Origin of the sequence: Arthrobacter crystallopoietes (genome assembly GCF_002849715.1) — a bacterium.
In the GTDB taxonomy this organism is placed as follows: Bacteria; Actinomycetota; Actinomycetes; order Actinomycetales; family Micrococcaceae; genus Crystallibacter; species Crystallibacter crystallopoietes.
Genome location: NZ_CP018863.1, coordinates 3,511,279 through 3,528,500 on the forward strand (window position 1 = coordinate 3,511,279; position 17,222 = coordinate 3,528,500).

15 protein-coding genes, 1 tRNA gene and 1 pseudogene are annotated in these 17,222 nt (G+C 64.8%); 15 read left to right on the forward strand and 2 right to left on the reverse strand.

The window, feature by feature from the left end; translation table 11 throughout:
• Positions 1–3: 3 nt before the first annotated feature.
• A complete protein-coding gene (locus AC20117_RS16240) occupies positions 4–843 on the reverse strand; it encodes an SGNH/GDSL hydrolase family protein (protein WP_074703463.1) in 840 nt (279 codons plus the stop codon).
• An 88-nt stretch (positions 844–931) separates the two neighbouring features.
• Here AC20117_RS16240 and AC20117_RS16245 point away from each other — a divergent pair, with 88 nt between their 5' ends.
• Positions 932–1,582: an alpha/beta hydrolase gene (locus tag AC20117_RS16245; RefSeq protein ID WP_074702772.1), complete on the forward strand. Its 651-nt coding sequence runs from the start codon at positions 932–934 to the stop codon at positions 1,580–1,582.
• A gap of 184 nt (positions 1,583–1,766) precedes the next feature.
• On the opposite strand, the gene AC20117_RS16250 is transcribed toward AC20117_RS16245, so the two are convergent.
• A complete protein-coding gene (locus tag AC20117_RS16250; RefSeq protein WP_074702771.1) occupies positions 1,767–1,994 on the reverse strand; it encodes an RNA-binding S4 domain-containing protein in 228 nt (75 codons plus the stop codon).
• Between the two features lie 103 nt (positions 1,995–2,097).
• Here AC20117_RS16250 and AC20117_RS16255 point away from each other — a divergent pair, with 103 nt between their 5' ends.
• The 14 genes and pseudogenes from AC20117_RS16255 to AC20117_RS16310 all read left to right on the forward strand — a co-directional run bounded on the left by AC20117_RS16255 (position 2,098) and on the right by AC20117_RS16310 (position 17,152).
• The gene (locus AC20117_RS16255) at positions 2,098–3,105 is read left to right on the forward strand and encodes a DMT family transporter (protein ID WP_101632624.1); all 1,008 of its coding nucleotides are present in this window, start codon (positions 2,098–2,100) and stop codon (positions 3,103–3,105) included.
• A complete protein-coding gene (locus AC20117_RS16260) occupies positions 3,102–4,232 on the forward strand; it encodes a hypothetical protein (protein ID WP_074702769.1) in 1,131 nt (376 codons plus the stop codon). Before AC20117_RS16255 ends, AC20117_RS16260 begins: the two co-directional genes overlap by 4 nt.
• Positions 4,233–4,397: 165 nt before the next feature.
• Entirely contained in the window at positions 4,398–5,363 is a 966-nt protein-coding gene (locus AC20117_RS16265; protein ID WP_074702768.1) for a hypothetical protein, read from the forward strand.
• Between the two features lie 56 nt (positions 5,364–5,419).
• A pseudogene (locus AC20117_RS24375) lies at positions 5,420–5,512 on the forward strand (hypothetical protein); the annotation flags it as partial.
• Between the two features lie 69 nt (positions 5,513–5,581).
• Positions 5,582–5,908: a helix-turn-helix domain-containing protein gene (locus AC20117_RS23745; RefSeq protein WP_236777348.1), complete on the forward strand. Its 327-nt coding sequence runs from the start codon at positions 5,582–5,584 to the stop codon at positions 5,906–5,908.
• Positions 5,905–6,759, forward strand: coding sequence for an IS3 family transposase (locus AC20117_RS16270; protein WP_074700308.1), 855 nt, complete (start codon positions 5,905–5,907; stop codon positions 6,757–6,759). Before AC20117_RS23745 ends, AC20117_RS16270 begins: the two co-directional genes overlap by 4 nt.
• A gap of 61 nt (positions 6,760–6,820) precedes the next feature.
• Entirely contained in the window at positions 6,821–7,885 is a 1,065-nt protein-coding gene (locus AC20117_RS16275) for an HNH endonuclease signature motif containing protein (RefSeq protein ID WP_074702767.1), read from the forward strand.
• A gap of 299 nt (positions 7,886–8,184) precedes the next feature.
• On the forward strand, positions 8,185–9,573 hold the full coding sequence (locus AC20117_RS16280) for a glycine--tRNA ligase (protein WP_074702766.1): 1,389 nt from the start codon (positions 8,185–8,187) through the stop codon (positions 9,571–9,573).
• Between the two features lie 76 nt (positions 9,574–9,649).
• Entirely contained in the window at positions 9,650–10,561 is a 912-nt protein-coding gene (locus AC20117_RS16285) for a GNAT family N-acetyltransferase (protein ID WP_074702765.1), read from the forward strand.
• Positions 10,562–10,640: 79 nt separating this feature from the next.
• On the forward strand, positions 10,641–12,086 hold the full coding sequence (locus AC20117_RS16290) for a YibE/F family protein (RefSeq protein ID WP_074702764.1): 1,446 nt from the start codon (positions 10,641–10,643) through the stop codon (positions 12,084–12,086).
• A 124-nt stretch (positions 12,087–12,210) separates the two neighbouring features.
• Complete coding sequence (gene dusB / locus AC20117_RS16295) at positions 12,211–13,392, forward strand: tRNA dihydrouridine synthase DusB (RefSeq protein ID WP_074702763.1); 1,182 nt, start codon at positions 12,211–12,213, stop codon at positions 13,390–13,392.
• On the forward strand, positions 13,376–14,680 hold the full coding sequence (locus tag AC20117_RS16300; protein WP_101632625.1) for a deoxyguanosinetriphosphate triphosphohydrolase: 1,305 nt from the start codon (positions 13,376–13,378) through the stop codon (positions 14,678–14,680). The genes dusB and AC20117_RS16300 overlap by 17 nt, the downstream gene beginning before the upstream one ends.
• Before the next feature lie 178 nt (positions 14,681–14,858).
• A complete protein-coding gene (gene dnaG, locus AC20117_RS16305) occupies positions 14,859–16,904 on the forward strand; it encodes a DNA primase (RefSeq protein WP_074702761.1) in 2,046 nt (681 codons plus the stop codon).
• 172 nt (positions 16,905–17,076) lie between these two features.
• A tRNA-Asn gene (locus AC20117_RS16310) sits at positions 17,077–17,152 on the forward strand.
• Positions 17,153–17,222: the final 70 nt, after the last annotated feature.

Sequence of the window (17,222 nt, forward strand, 5' to 3'; positions counted from 1 at the left end):
CCTTTATCCGGCCGCGCCGGGCGGCATGCCGGGGCCGAACATCGGACCGGCCGTCGGGCGCTTGGGGGAGACCCCGTCGCCCAGTGACTGGTGGCGCAGAGCCCGCACGACCCAGGGGAACAGGTGCTGGCGGGCCCAGACCAGATCCTCGGCGCGGGCGGTGCGCCAGTTCTTCGGCGGCAGCGGCTTGGGGATTTCGGGTTGCAGGCTGTGCTCCACGTTCAACGCGTCCAGCACCATGGCGGCGATGGTGTGGTGGCCCAGGGGCGAGAAATGCAACCGGTCAGGCGCCCACATCCGCGGATCCTTCAGCTCCCGCAAGGCCCACATGTCGGCGATGACCGCATCATGCCGGGTAGCCACGGTGCGTAGGTTTTCGTTATAGATAGCCGCCCTGCCGCGGACACTGCCGATCAGCGGTGTATCGCCGACATCCGGGGCAGTGAACAGGACAATGGTCGCCCCCGATGCCGCCAGCGTTTCGATGGCAACATCGATTTTCTCGGCCAGGGCGTCCGGATCCGAGCCCGGCCGGAGGACGTCGTTTCCTCCCGCGCAGAAGCTGATCAGGTCCGGTGCGAGCTCCACCGCCGGGCCGACCTGCTCATCGATGATTTGCTGCAGCAGCCGTCCGCGGATGGCGAGATTGGCGTAGGCGAAATCCGGGTGGTCACGCGCCAGCTCCTCGGCGACGCGGTCGGCCCAGCCGCGGTTACCGCCGGGGCTGTCCGGATCCGGATCGCCGATCCCCTCCGTGAACGAGTCTCCGATGGCAACAAAGCGGCTCCAGGGATGGCGGGCGCTTTCGAGCGGTCGCGAAGCGGCCTCAGGCAAGTTACTCACAAGTTCATCCTGCTCCAGCGGCTCTTCATTGGCAAAGACCCCGCGTCTCAACTTGAAGCTTCAAGTATCACTGTGTCAGAATGGCAGCATGACCGAAACTACTTATAAGCCCGTCGTCGTCTGGTCCAAGCCTGAAGCCGAGCGGGCCGGCACTCCCTTGCTGGTGCTCTTCCACGGCTACCTCTCCAACGAAGAGGACCTGATGGGCCTGGTTCCGGGGCTGCCCGAAGACTTCACCGTTGCCGCCGTCCGCGCGCCCGTCGCCCTGGGACCGGGTTTCTCCTGGTTCCCGCTGATGCACGAGCCGGATTTCTCCGTGGACAAGGTCACCAAGTCCGCCGCTGACGTGTGGTCCTGGCTGGACACCGTCAAGGACCAGCACAGCAGCGTTTCCGTCCTCGGGTTCTCCATGGGCATGGCCGTTGCCACGTCCATCATGCGCCACCGCCCCGAGGAAATCGCCGCAGTCATCGGCCTCTCCGGCTTCGTGATCCCTGCCGACGGCGACCCGTTCTTTAACGACGAGGCGGTCAAGTCGCTCAAGCCCGCAGTGTTCTGGGGCCGCGACCAGGAAGACCAGGTCATCACGCCGGACAAGATCGAGTACAGCCATGCCTGGCTCAACGAGCACGTCGACCTGACCAAGGTGCTCTATGCCAATATCGGCCACGGCATCAACGCACAGGAACTCGCCCACGTGAAGGAATTCCTGACGTACAAGGTGCTCAACGCGAAGTAAACTCCCGCACGCAAACCCGTGCCGCCGTCGTCGTTATTTGGTTGTCAAGCTCCTGCGCTGCTGCCGAAGAACGACGGCGGCGCTTGGCTTTTTACAGCGACGGCGCGGCTTGCCCGGCAGCCAGGCCGCTTGCAAGCACTGCCGCCCGGCTGAATGCAGCGCCCCGTTGAATGCAGCGCCCGGCCTACTCGTGAACGACGCGAACGGTTTCGCCGTTGACGGTGACCGTGTCCCCGGCGTGCAGTTGGCGGCCGCGGCGGGTCTCGATCTCCCCGTTGACCTGCACCATGCCGTGCTCGACGAACTCCTTGGCCTCGTTCCCGTCCTCGGCGAGGTTCGCCAGCTTGAGCAGTTGTCCCAGCCGGATCATGTCGTCGCGGATGGAAATGTCATTGATATCGTCAGGGGCCATAGGTACATTCTGCCTGACGCGGCGGCCATGGTGCTCGCCACATTGCGTTGGGGCTGGGTGCGTTGTGCCCGTCGCGGCCGTGCCCCTGACGTAGGGTGAAACCGTGCCCCACGTTCCCAGAATGCCGCTTGCGCTCGGCCTGCCGCTGGCCGTGGTGACCGGTCTCTGCATGCCTGTGCAGGGCCGGATCAACGGGGCGCTCGGAGAAGTGCTTGACGACGGGCTCGCGACCGCGGTGGTGAGTTTCGGCACCGGGCTGTTCCTCATGATCCTGATCTGTTTGCTGGTGCCCAGCGGCCGCGCCGGAGTGCGGCGCATTGCACCGGCCATCCGGCAGAAAAAGTTCCCCCGCTGGTACCTGCTGGCCGGCCTCAGCGGCGCCTTCCTGGTGGTGAGCCAGGGCATAACCATCTCGTTGATCGGCGTCGCCCTCTTCACCGTCGCGGCCGTTACAGGGCAGTCCCTGAGCGGCCTGCTGGTAGACCGGCTTGGCTTGGGCCCTGCCGGCAAGAAACCGGTCACGATCATGCGGGTGCTCAGCGCGCTGCTGACGGTGGCCGCGGTGGCCTGGGCCGTTTCGCCGAAATTCGCAGCCGGTTCCGACCTGAGCGACTGGCTGATCCCGGTGCTGCTGCCCTTGGCCGCCGGATTCATGCAGAGCTTCCAGCAGGCCTTCAACGGCACGCAGACGCTGCATTTCGGCTCGCCGCTGCCCGCCACCTTGGTCAACCTCGCCGTCGGGATGGTGCTGCTGGTCGCCGCCTGGCTCGTGAAACTGGCCGTCGCCGGCGTCGGCAATCCCTTGCCGGACGAATGGTGGTACTACCTTGGCGGCCCGATCGGTTGCCTCTTCCTTGCCCTCGCTGCTGTGCTGGTCCGATCCTTGGGCGTGCTGCTGACGGGTCTTGGCATGATCGCCGGGCAGGTGCTCGGATCCCTGCTGCTGGATGTGGTGTTTCCCGCGCCCGGCACCATTATTACGACGGCGACCGTGCTGGGTACCCTGCTGACTCTCGTGGCGATGGTGCTCGCCACGCTGCCCTGGCCGCGGACGGCGTTTAGTCCGTTGCGCCGCAAAGCCCTCGTTGGAGCACGGGAGAGGAACCGATGACGACGGCGGATGGCGACTTCATGTCCTTGAGTCCCCATTTGGTGAACCTGCGGAACGGCCGGTTGGCCGCCGGCGGCCTGGCCTCGACCACGGCCGAGGAAGTGGACCGGATTTTCGAGGTCCACCTGCCCCGGTTCATCGCCGAGCATCCCGGCAGCCCTGTGCCGCTAATGTTCTGGGCGCATGGCGGTCTGGTGCCGGAGCGGACCGGCCTGGCGGCCGCGGCACATCACGTTCCCTGGTGGCTGGCCAACGGCGTCTACCCGGTCTATTTCGTCTGGGAAACAGGGCTGCTCGAAGCCCTCGGCACCAGGATTCGGAGCGGCATCGATCGGCTCCGGCCGGCGGTGCCCGTCGAAGAGGCCGCCGACAAGTTCGTCGAGTGGATCGCCAGGCATGCCGGTGGTCAGGCGATCTGGGCCGACCTCAAAGCCAGCGCAGCCCGGTCCGTTGACCACGCCGATGGCCCAAGTCCTATTGCTAACGACGGCGGCATCGGCGTCGATGAGGGCGGAGCGCGATATGTGGCGCGGAAGCTGGCGGAGTTCCTCCGGCAGAACCCTGGTGCGGTCACGCTGCACGCCGTCGGTCATAGCGCCGGGGCCATCTTCCACTCGTATTTCCTACGTGCGGCGTTCGAGGAAGGAGTGCCGGCGTTTGAGTCCTTTATTTTCCTTGACCCGGCCATCCTGATCGAGGAGTTCAAACGGGACATTGTGCCTCGCATCGGCATCGGCAACGGCAACGGCAACGGCATCGGTGCTCTGTCTACTTTTGCCCTGGGTAAACAGCGGGCGTTGGATGACGAGTGCAAGTTGCTCAACATCACCTTCTATAACAAGTCCCTCCTATGCCTGGTTCATCACGCACTGGAAGACGAAGAGGACGCGCCGTTGCTTGGACTGCAGGAAAACGTGGAAGCAGACCCCATACTGCGTGAAATGTTCGGCGGGGCGGATCCTCGGGTCCAGGCGATCTGGTCGCCACAGTTGCACGGCCCTTTGGATAGCCGTTCAGATGCAAGGGAACACGCTGGCATCGACAGCGAGCCTGTGACCATGGAGAGCGTTGCCCGTCGCATCACCGGCCAGGAAAATATCGAAAGCTTCCCCGGCATCCTGCCCTGATCCCGCCGGCAGGGCGGCAGCTTGGCTGCATGGTTGCTGCCGGAGTCCTTCCCGGAGGGCTCGGAAAAACCTGTGCGGAAAAAGGATTTGAATAATTTTCATGGATCCCGTCAGACGGTGTGAATACGCGTTTGTATTGTCAGAGCCGGATGATGGACTGAGGTTATGGCAGCGGAAGAGCAGTCGGCACCGGTTTCCGGTTCCCCGGGCCCCGGACAGGAGTCCGCGGGGATGGAGGCCGGGGCGCAGGGGCTTGTGGAGCACGGGTTCTCGCTGCGCTGCCTGCAGGAGGGCCGGCCCACGACTGCCGGGCAGCGGCAGGAGGCCCTGCGGAAGGCCTTGGAGCGCCTGGATCTGCATGCTGCGCAGGACCGCAAGCGCGGCCTGGCGCACGCCCGCGAATACATTGCGGCCGGTAAACCGGCGAAGCATGCCACGATGGCCGGTTACATGGAGGAGATTTATGCCGAGGCCCGCGGCCCGGTGCTGGATCCGCCGACGCTGGAGTCCTACGGCGAGGACCCGCTGGCCGGGCAGGAGGTCCCCGGCCGGGTCGGGGAGCCGGAGCATCTCGGTGCCTCCGCCGGGATCGATGATTTCGCGGCCTGGGAGCGCGAGGAATCCTGGGCCTGCTGGCCGCCGTCCGGCCCGTTCCCCGCCAGTTGGGGCCCGGCCGAGGATCTCGAGGGGCTGCCCGGGGAGCTGTTCACCGAAACCCACGGGGAGTACTACGCCGAACGCCTGGCCCGGGTCACCGCCGGTACCCCCTCCGACTGGTTCAAACTCTTCCGCGCCACCGCAAACGCCAGCAACACCAACCCCGCTGATGCGGCTGATGCGGCCGACGGCGGTGATGCGGCCGGCACGAGAGTTCCCAGTTACAGTGCGTTGGATTACCGGTCGGCGGTGGAGCAGCTGGCCGCGGGCAAGAGGCTGGCGGCGTGGCTGGACGCGGGCCTGGTGCGCCTGACGCACCGGATCGGGCAGACCGCGATCGAGGAGCTGCCGCCGCGGGAGCCGGGCACGCCGCCGGCCAGCCGGGCCGGGCTGGAGGAGCTGGCGGAGCAGTCCGTGGTGAAGGAACTGGCCTGCCTGTACCGGATCACCGAGAAGCAGGCCCGCGGCCGGTGAACTGCTCCCCAGAAGTTGGACTGATAAATCAGATCCGATTTCTGGGGAGCAGTTTCATGTACGCAAGCAGTTCATTATCCGAGGCCCGGCGCGCAGAAGCGGTAGCGTTGTTTGATGCAGGGTATGGGTATAAAGCCGTGGCATCACAGCTGCAGGCAAGCCATAGGGCGATCAAGAATTTGTATCATCGGTGGCGGATTCGTGGGAGTGGAGCGCTGGTGACCAAGCCGACCAAGAGAACCTTTTCGTTCGAGTTCAAACGCGACATCGTGCGGCGCGTCCTGGCGGGCGAATCGAAGCTCGGGTTGGCGCAGGAGTTCGATCTGTCCTCGCCCCGGCTCATCGAGAATTGGCTGATCATCTACCGCACCGAGGGTGAAGACGGGCTCCGGCCCAAGCCCAAGGGACGCCCACGAGGGACTCCCGCGAGTCCGGAGCGTCAGGAATCCGAGCTGACTAAGCTGCGCCGGGAGAATGAGCGGTTGCGGGCGGAGAACGCCTACCTGGGAAAATTGCGGGCCTTGAGGGAGCAAGGACGACGGTGAAGGTCCAAGCCGTTGTCGCCCTCAAGGCCGCGCACCCGTTGGACGTGCTGCTCGACGTCGCCGGACTCGCCCGCTCGACCTTCTTCTACCATCAGGGCCGGCTGGCCCTGCCGGATCCGCAGGCCGGGCTGAAGACCGTGATTCGGGACGCCGTCAAGGAAGCGAAAGGCCGGTACGGCTACCGCCGTATCCATGGCGAACTGGTGAAATCCGGCTGGCAGGTCGCGAAGAAGACCGTGCTGAAGCTCATGCGCCAGCTGGGCCTTCTCAGCCATGTCCGCCGGCGCCGGCGCTACAACTCATTCAAGGGCGAAGCAGGGCAGATCGCGCCGAACCTGCTGGACCGTGACTTCGACGCGGAGGAGCCGAACGAGAAATGGGTCACCGACGTGACCGAGTTCCGCGTCGGCGAGTCCAAGGTCTACCTCTCCCCGATAATGGACCTCTTCGACCGCTCCATCGTCGCATACACATGGGGAACGTCGCCCGCACTGCAGCTGACGAACACGTCCCTGCAAGAGGCGCTGTCCACGCTCCGGCCCGGCGAGCATCCGCTGGTCCATTCAGACCAAGGATTCCAGTACCAACACGTCTCCTGGCGGAACCTGCTCGCAGGAGCCGGGGCGACGCAGTCGATGTCCCGAAAGGGAACCTGCCTGGACAACGCGGTCATCGAAGGATTCTTCGGCCACCTCAAGGAAGAGATGTTCCACCACACCCGATATACCACCATCGACGCGTTCACCGCCGAGCTGGATGACTACATTCACTGGTACAACAACGTCAGGACCCACTCACGACTCGAGGGCTTGAGCCCGGTCGAATACCGGACCCAAGCCCTCGCAGCATAAGGTTTTAGTTTACGAGTCCAACTTTCGGGGACCAGTTCACCGGTACGAGACCGCGCAGGATTTGTGCGAGCACTACCCGGGGACGCTGGCCGCGCTCACCGCCGGGGACCTGGACCTGGAGCACGCGGGGGTGATCACCCGGCAGGGCGACACCCTCCCGGACGACGCGAAACCCGGCTTCGAGCAGGCCCTGCTCGGGGAGGCGCCGGATAAAACGCCGGGCGAGCTGCTGTACGCCGCGCGGAAGCAGCGGGAGAAATGCAACCCGGAAACCATCGAGGTGCGCCGCGAACGCCAGGTAAAGTGCCGTGGGGTGTATGTGGAGCCGGCGGATGACGGGATGGCGTTCCTGGGCGCGTACGTGACGGCCGAGGAAGCCTACGCCGCGTATGACCGGCTCACTCAATCGGCGCGGGGCCTGCAAACCGGGACGGAGACCCGCACCGCGGGGCAGTTGCGCGCGGACGTGTTTATCGAGCTGCTGCTGAACGCGGGGATGGAGGCCGGGCCCGCGGCCGGGATCCGGCCTGAAGTCGCGCTGACCGTGCCGGTGTTCACGCTGATGGGCCTGGACGAGGAACCGGCCACCCTCGACGGGTACGGGCCGATCCCCGCCGGCGCCGCCCGGAAGCTCTGCGAAGGTGCGACGTCGTTCTACCGGATCCTGACGCATCCCGAGACCGGGGCCATCCTCTCCTATGGCAAAACGGTGTATCGACCGCCGGCGGATCTGGCCCGCGCGGTCCGGCACCGCGACACCACGTGCACGGCGCCGGGCTGCCATGTCCCGGCGAAGGACTGCGACCTGGACCATACGATCGATTTCCATGCCAACGGCGGGCACGGACGCACGGATTTCGGCAACCTTGGTCCGCGCTGCGGTTCGGACCACCGGCTCAAATCGCTCGCCGGGTGGAAAGTCACCCAGACCAGGCCCGGCGAGTTCACTACCACCACGCCGGGGAACCAGACCTACACCACGAAACCCGGCGACACCGGTGCCGGGCCGCCGTCCTTCACCGACCGGGTCCTCGACGCGCTGCCCGACAACTTCCGCCGCCGCCTCAAACGCAAAAAACCACCACCACCGGAACCACCCGACGAAGAAAAAGAACCACCATTCTGACGGTGAAACAGCGGGGTGCGTTTGAGTCGCTGGACCGGGTTTGTGTTGATGGTCCTTGAGGAGCGCCTTGATCGAGCATCGGTTTCACCAAGCCGTTCTTCATCACAACCACGTCATGTCACGGCAACGGTGTCGGGGGAGTCGGCAGGACTTGGGTAGGCTAACCTTGTAGCTTCGCTACGCACTGACCTGTGCGCAAAGACCGTCCTGACTACCTGCAAACGCAGGCTCGTTCGGATCTGCGCCCGAACCGAGCCGGACCGCACCCAGCGGCCCTGTAGAGACTGGAGAACCACCTGATGGCAGCAGCCAAATCCAAGCTTGATCCGATCATTTCGCTGGCCAAGCGCCGCGGCTTCGTGTTCCAGGCCGGTGAGATCTACGGTGGATCCCGCTCGGCATGGGACTACGGGCCTCTAGGCGTCGAGCTGAAGGAAAACATCAAGCGCCAGTGGTGGCAGACCGTTGTCCGCGGCCGCGACGACGTCGTCGGTTTGGATTCCTCGGTCATCCTGCCCCGCCAGGTATGGGAAGCATCCGGCCACGTGGACGTCTTCAGCGATCCGCTGGTTGAGTGCCTGAGCTGTCACAAGCGTTACCGCGCGGACCACCTTGAAGAAGAATTCGAAGAGAAGAAGGGCCGCGCGCCCGAAAATGGTTTGAAGGATATCGCCTGCGCCAATTGCGGCACGAAAGGTGAATGGACTGAGCCCCAAGAATTTTCCGGTCTGCTCAAGACTTTCCTCGGCCCGGTTGCCAGCGAAGAGGGGTTGCATTACCTGCGCCCGGAAACCGCGCAGGGCATCTTCGTGAACTTCAATAATGTGCTCACCACTTCGCGGAAGAAGCCGCCGTTCGGAATCGGCCAGATCGGCAAGAGCTTCCGTAACGAAATCACTCCCGGTAACTTCATTTTCCGCACACGTGAGTTCGAGCAGATGGAGATGGAGTTCTTCGTAGAGCCCGGAACAGATGAAGAGTGGCATAAGTACTGGATCGAGAACCGCATGCAGTGGTACACGGATCTGGGCATCGATCCGGAGAACCTGCGTCTGTTCGAGCACCCGCTGGACAAGCTGAGCCACTACTCCAAGGGCACCACGGACATCGAATACCGCTTCGGCTTCCAGGGATCGGAATGGGGCGAGCTCGAAGGCATTGCCAACCGGACGGACTTCGACCTCTCCACCCACGCGAAGCACTCCGGCACGGATCTGAGCTACTTTAACCAGGCGACCAACGAGCGCTACACCCCGTACGTTATCGAACCGGCTGCCGGCCTCACCCGTTCGTTCATGGCGTTCCTTGTGGACGCGTTCGCCGAAGACGAGGCTCCCAACGCCAAGGGCGGCGTGGACAAGCGCACGGTACTCAAGCTGGATCCGCGGCTGGCCCCGATCAAGGCCGCCGTACTGCCGCTGAGCCGAAACGAAGACCTGTCGCCGAAGGCCAAGGACCTCGGGGCCCAGTTGCGCCGCACCTGGAACATCGATTTCGATGACGCCGGCGCAATCGGCCGCCGCTACCGCCGTCAGGACGAAATCGGTACGCCGTTCTGCATCACGGTTGATTTCGACACGCTTGAGGACCACGCCGTGACCATCCGCGAACGCGACTCGATGGCACAGGAGCGGGTGAGCCTGGACAAGGTCGAAGGTTACCTGGCCGCACGACTTATCGGCGCGTAACCGATCCGCGCTGAGCTTCACCCGGTAGGTGCCGGCAAACCGGCACCTACCTCAAGCAATTTCGCTAGGAGTAACCATGGCAGAGCTGAACTACCGTGAATGGCGCGACGGGGATGATCTGGCCCTGCTGGAAATCTGGGGCGACCCGGAAACCACGCAGGTCCAGCACTTCCGCGGGGTGCTGCGTCCGTCGTCGGATCAGCCGTGGTCGCGCTGCATAGTTGCTGAGGACCAAGGTATTGCCGTCGCTGCCGGCGTGGTCTATGAAACGAGCCTGCATCCGGAGCGGTTGTGGACTTACGTCGAGGTAGCGCGGGACCACCGCCGTGCCGGTTTGGCGAGCACCCTCCTGGGCATGCTGCGCAAGGAAGCCGAGCAATCGCCGTCGGGCGTTACGCGGTTGCGCGCGAAGGTGGAGCCCGAAAGCAGCGGGGCCGGCTTCGCGCAGGCCTCCGGGCTGACGCCAATCCAGACGTCGCGGGTGGTCGTCGTGCAGCCTGGTGCGTTGCCGCTTCCGGACCTGACCGAAGCGGACGGTCCGCAGTTGGAGGAAGCAGCTACGGGTTCTGTGGAATTGACGACGGCGGTGACGGACTTCTACAACTCCGTACATGTCTGGGACCGGGCGGACATGACGCTCGGGCGCGCCCAGCAGATGCTGCTCAGCGACGCCACCGGTGCCTCCGGTGCGGTGGTGTTGCGGAGCGCGCCCAGGGATAAGGGCGGAACCATCAGCGCTTTCGCCGTCAGCTACACGCAGGAGCGGACGGACGCTCCGGCGGACGTGCTGCTCGGCTACGACACGGCGCTGGAACCGGAGACGGCCCAGCAGGCTGTCCGTCAGCTGCTTGCGATGCTGGTGCACCAGTACCCGGTGCAGTTGGAAGTGGATGAGTCCATGACGGCCGTGATGGCAGTGCTGGAACCGCTGCTCGCGGCCGGCACGGCACAGCAACTCGGCCCGGTAACATCCATCGTCAGCGACTGATCCTCCACAGCTGCGCGGGCGCCACCACTGAAGCGCCGCGCCATCTAGCAGTATCCACCCTCCCGCGCGAAGGATTTCCTTGGGCCACTCCCACTCCCATGCAACCGAGGACCAAGGGCCGCCGAGTGCCGAGACACTGGCTGCCCGGCGCAAAGCCAACCTCTTGCTCGCGGCAATCCTGCTGCCGATCACCGTCCTGACGCTGATCGGCATGATCGCGCTCTGGCCGTCAGGCGACAGTACCGGCGTCGCCGTCACCGACCCGTATGCCACCGCGCCAGGCGTGACTTTCGACGTCGGAACGGTGCAGCGGGTTGCGATCGAAACCTGCCCGTCGTCAGCGGCAGCCGTTGAGGCGGGGGCGGAAGCGCAGGAATGCATGGTCGCCTACACCCAGCCCGAAGCGGGCGGCTCGCCGCTGCAGGTAGAAGTGACGCCGGAGATCGCCCAGTCCCGCGGGGTGGAAGCGGGCGACAAGATCCGCTACCTGAACCTGAGCGAGATCATGCCGGACCAGCCGGGTACCTTCATTTTCGTGGACTTTGTCCGCAGCATTCCGATCGTGCTGCTGGCCGTGCTGTACGCCGTCGTCGTTGTTTCGGTGGCCCGCTGGCGCGGCTTCCGGGCGATGCTCGGGCTGGTCGGCGGGTTTATCGTGATGGCGCAGTTCATCCTGCCTGGGCTGGTGGAGGGCAAACCGCCGCTCCTGCTGGGACTGATCGGCTCGATTGTGATCATGGTGGGCGTGCTGTATTTCGCGCATGGTTTCTCCGCCCGGACCTCCACCGCTCTGCTGGGCACGCTGTTCGGGCTGGGCATTACGGCGGTGATGTCGGCCTGGGCCACGGACGCTGCCTATCTGACCGGCGTGGGGGACGAGGACACCTACCAGCTGGTCAACATGGGCGGGCAGATGTCGCTCTCGGGCATCATCATGTGCGGACTGATCATCTCCGGGCTCGGCGTGCTGAACGATGTGACCATCACGCAGTCCTCCGCCGTCTGGGAGATGTACGAGCTGGCGCCGGGGGCATCGGCAAAACGGCTGTTCACAGGCGCCATGCGCGTGGGCCGCGACCACATTGCCTCCACCGTCTACACCATCGCCTTTGCCTACGCCGGCGCCGCGCTGCCGGTGCTGATCCTGGTCTCGCTCTATGAGCGTCCGCTGTTCGACACGCTGACCAGCGGCGAGCTGGCGGAGGAGATCGTCCGTACCCTGGTCGGTTCCATCGGGCTGGTGCTGGCGATCCCGGTGACCACCTTGATCGCCGTGCTGGTGGTCAAGGCTACCGGCATCCGCCGTACCGAGGAGGTCACCGTGGGAGTAGCCGGGGGAGAGGCCCTCGCCGTCGCTGGCATAGACCGTGGACAAGCCGCCGAGCGCGCCCATCTTACCAACGACGGCGGCGGCTCGCCCGGGCATAAGGTGCCCACCCAGCATGGGCTGCCCATCCGGGACGAGCCACCCGCTCAGCCTGAGCTGCCCACCCGGCGCGGGCGGCGCCGCGCGGAAGAGGGCTGAGAAGAGCACCGAGCAGAGTGCTGCTCCTGCCAGCCAGGTGCCGGCCAGTCAGCAGGTTTCCGCCGGTGTTCGGCGTTATCCACAGTGGTTCGGCAGATTTGCGTGGTTTTGAGAGAATAGGTAAGTGACTGTTACCGCTGTACCCACGTCGGACACCCGCTTGGAGCTGCCTCCGCTCAAGCTCGGGCCGCTGACCGTTGATGCTCCCGTGATCCTGGCGCCCATGGCCGGGATCACCAACAAGGCGTTCCGCCGGCTCTGCCGCGAGTACGGCGGCGGACTCTACGTGTCTGAAATGGTGACTTCCCGCGCGCTGGTCGAGCGCAGTCCGGAGTCGATGCGCATCATTTCGCACGACGAGGACGAGAAGGTCCGCTCGGTCCAGCTGTACGGCGTGGACCCCAAGACCGTCGGCGCCGCCGTGCGCCTGCTGGTCGAAGAGGACCGTGCGGACCACATCGACCTCAATTTCGGCTGCCCGGTGCCTAAGGTCACCCGCAAGGGCGGCGGCTCGGCGCTGCCATGGAAGCTGGACCTGTTCACCGGCATTGTGCAAACCGCGGTGAAGGAAGCGTCCAAGGGCAACATCCCGCTGACCATCAAGATGCGCAAGGGGATCGACGACGACCATCTGACGTACCTGGACGCAGGCCGGATCGCGCGCGATGCCGGGGTTGCCGCCGTCGCGCTGCATGGCCGCACCGCGTCCCAGTTCTACTCGGGCAAGGCGGACTGGTCCGCCATTGCCAACCTCCGCGAAGCGCTGCCCGACATTCCGGTGCTCGGCAACGGCGATATCTGGAGTGCAGAGGACGCCATCCGCATGGTCCGCGAAACCGGGGTGGATGGCATCGTGGTCGGCCGTGGCTGCCAGGGCCGGCCATGGCTTTTCGGCGATTTGCAGGCGGCGTTCGAGGGCAGCGACCGGCGTTACCGTCCCGGGCTGAAAGAGGTTGCGGAAAGCGTCTACCGCCACGCGCAACTGCTGATCGAAACCTTCGGCGACGAGGGGAAAGCCCTGCGGGACATCCGCAAGCACATGGCCTGGTACTTCAAGGGCTACATGGTCGGCGGCGAACTGCGCGCCAAACTGGCCACCGTTCCCACGCTTGAGGTGCTGCGCGAACTGCTGGACACGTTGGACATGAGCGCCCCGTATCCGGGCGCCGACGCCGAGGGGCCGCGCGGCCGGGCAGGCTCGCCCAAGCGTACCGCCTTGCCGGAAAAGTGGCTGGAATCGCGGCTGCTCAACGACGCCCAGCAGGCGGATATCTCGGCTGCCGAATTGGATGTTTCCGGTGGCTGAGAACACCGTCATTACTCCGGCGCCGCTGATGCCCGGCTATACGGAAACGGACCAGGAACGCTGGGTCGCCGAGCCCGCCAAGAGCACGTACCGCACCCATTTCGAGCGGGACCGTGCCCGGGTGCTGCATTCCTCGGCGCTGCGCCGGCTCGGGGCGAAAACCCAGGTGGTCTCCCCGGATACGGATGACTTTGTCCGCACCCGGCTCACGCACAGCCTGGAAGTCGCGCAAGTCGGCCGCGAGCTCGGCCGCACCCTGGGCTGCGACCCGGACGTGGTGGATGCCGCCTGCCTCGCGCATGACCTAGGACACCCGCCCTTCGGACACAATGGGGAGACCGCGCTGAACGCCGCGGCCCACGCCATCGGCGGGTTCGAGGGCAACGCCCAGACGCTGCGCCTGCTCACCCGGCTGGAGCCGAAGGTGCTCCATGCTGACGGATCCCCCGCGGGACTGAACCTGACCCGCGCCAGCCTCGATGCGGCCTGCAAGTACCCGTGGTCGGTGGCGGACGCACCGGTCATCCACGGCAAGCGCACCAGCAAGTTCGGCGCGTACGAGGACGATTTGCCGGTCTTTAACTGGCTGCGGCAGGGTGCGCCGGAGCGGCGCTCCTGCATTGAGGCGCAGGTCATGGATCTGGCCGACGATATTTCCTACTCGGTGCATGACGTCGAGGACGCCATCGTGGCAGGGCGCGTGCAGCTGAAGTGGATGGAAAATCCTGACCACCGCAGCCGCGTCATTGGCTACACCCAGCAGTGGTACCTGCCGCACAGCGACCCGGCCGAAGTGGACGCAGCACTTTCCCGACTGCAGGCCTCCGGCGTGTGGGTGCCGGAAGCAGACGGCAGCCGCAGGGCCATGGCCGCACTGAAGGACATGACCAGCCAGCTGATCGGACGGTTCTGCTCCAGCGCGCTGGAAGCCACCCGCTCCATCTACGGTCCGGACGCCCTGACCAGGTATGCCGCGGAACTGGTTGTGCCGCAGGAAACGGTCATGGAGATCGCCGTCATGAAGGGCTTGGCCACCACGTTCGTCATGACCACGGACCTGCGGCAGCCCATCTATGAGCGCCAGCAGGAAATCCTCACGGACCTCGTACACGAACTCCACGCCACCGGCGCGCGGCATCTTGAGCAGCCCTTCGCCGCCGACTGGCACGCAGCTAACGACGACGGCGCCCGGCTTCGCGTGGTCATCGACCAGATTGCGTCGCTGACCGATGTATCGGCAATCGCACTGCACGAACGCCTGATGGGTTCGCACCGGACGCTGCTCTGATACTCCTCCAGAGGCCCTGCACACAGAGGCCCCGCCCAGTCATGCGCCATTCCACCTCCGGGTGAACTCGTCCTGCCCGGGTGTGCACCATTCCTGCACATCCGGCAGCGGCGTTGCCGCTGTGCACATCCGGCAGCCGGGCGCCGGACGATTTGGAGCGATTGCCTAAACTGGTTGCATGGCCGGACTGATAAAACGTGAAGACATCGACGAGGTCCGCCAGCGTACAGACATCAAGGAAATTGTTGACGGATACGTCACGCTCAAATCCGCTGGCATCGGTTCGTTCAAGGGCCTCTGCCCGTTCCACGATGAGCGCTCACCTTCGTTCCATGTCCGCCCGCAGGTAGGCAGCTACCACTGCTTCGGTTGCGGAGAGGGTGGCGATGTAATTTCCTTCGTCCAGAAGATGGACCACAGTACCTTCAGCGAGACGGTGGAGAAACTAGCCCACCGGATCAACTTCACCCTCCGCTACGAAGACGGCGGAACCGGGCCGCGCCGCGAAGACGTCGGAAAGCGGCAGCGGCTGCTGGATGCCCATAAGATCGCGGCGGAGTTCTTCCGGGAGCAACTGCTGACACCGGGCGGCGCCACTGGACGCCAGTTCCTGTCCGGACGCGGCTTCGACCAAGCGGCCGCGGACCACTTCGGCGTGGGGTACGCCCCGCAGGGGTGGGACTCGCTGCTCAAACATCTCACCGGCCGGGGCTTCACCCAGGATGAGCTGAAGCTGACCGGTATGTTCTCCGAGGGCAACAGGGGCATCTACGATCGTTTCCGCGGCCGCCTGATCTGGCCCATCCGGGACATCGCGGGGGATACTGTCGGCTTCGGTGCACGCAAACTCTTCGAGGACGACCAAGGGCCGAAGTACCTGAACACTCCGGAAACCACCCTCTATAAGAAATCCCAAGTGCTGTACGGGATCGATCTTGCCAAGCGCGACATCGCCCGGAACCGCCAGCTTGTCGTCGTGGAGGGGTACACGGATGTCATGGCCTGCCATCTGGCAGGCATCGGCACTGCGGTTGCCACCTGCGGTACCGCCTTCGGCACGGACCACATCAAGATCGCACGGCGGCTGCTTTCCGACGACGGCACGGGCGGTGAGGTGATCTTCACCTTCGACGGCGACGCCGCTGGCCAGAAGGCTGCTCTGCGGGCCTTCGACGAGGACCAACGGTTTATCGCCCAGACCTTTGTGGCGGTGGAACCCAACGGGGCGGATCCCTGCGACCTGAGGCTGAACAGGGGAGAGGCGGCGGTCAGAGATCTGATCGGCTCCCGGCGTCCGTTGTTCGAATTCGCTATCAAGGCAACCCTGAAGAAGTTCGACCTGAACACGGTCGAAGGCCGCGTCCAAGCGCTGCGGGCGTCGGCACCGGTGGTTGCCCAGATCCGCGACTCCGCGATGCGGCCTGCCTACTCCCGTGAACTGGCCGGTTGGCTCGGTATGGAGGTGGACGAGGTGCTGCGTGCTGTCTCGGGCGCAGCCAAGCGCCTGCGGGAACAGCAACAGGAAGGCACCGAAGCCGGCAACGGCCAGGCCAGGCCGGGCGTGGCGCAGCAGACCCAGCAGGGCGGATCCGGCCAGCAGAGGACGGCAGGCCAGGACAGGTCCCCGGGTCAGCGCGGACGTTCGGGGCAGTTTTCCCAGCGACAGTCGGACGGCCGGCAGTATCCGGCAGATCCCTACGAATCCAACCCACGAGGGTTAGGCCCCGATAATCCTGTGCCGGCTCCGGCCTTCACCCGTCCTGATCCCAGAGATCCTGTGGCACGGATGGAGCGGGAGGCGCTCGAAGTCGCGCTCCAGCAGCCTGGTCTGCTGGACGCCGGACAATGGCAGAGCTTTACCGAGGTGAGGTTCCGCACTCCCGCCCATGCTTTGGTGCATGATGCGGTGCGGGCGGCCGGGTTTGCCGGGGCCACACCGTCGCAATGGGTGGAAAGCGTGAGGCAGGAAGTTCCCGAGGAACTTCGCTCGCTTGTGTCCGAGTTGGCGGTCACGCCCTTGCCGGCGCACAACGATGATGCGCTGAAGTCGTACTGCAAAGGCATCCTGAACCGGCTGTTCGACCTGCAGATCACCCAACTTAAAGCCGAAAAAATGGGCCAGCTCCAGCGGATGGACCCGTCGGCGGATCCGGAGCTGTTCCAGCAGTTGAACCGGGAATTGATGGAGCTCGAAATGCAGCGCCGGGCGCTGCGCTCGGAATAGCGAACGCCGATTTGGCATTTCCGGTCAGGTTTACGTAAACTCATTGAGGCCTTGATGGAGCCGCAAAGCTTCCGAAAATGGTGTTCTGAACCGACGTTTTTTACGTCAGGAACTCGAAAAGTTCAGGATTTCACTTCCGGGAAAAAGCCTTGTAAGGTTGTATCTGCCGCTTTCCCCCGTAGCTCAATTGGCAGAGCATTCGACTGTTAATCGAAGGGTTACTGGTTCGAGTCCAGTCGGGGGAGCCACCATAAAGAATCCCCGTCCTGCCAGCAGGACGGGGATTCTTTATTGCCCATTTCCGATGGCATCCGGGTC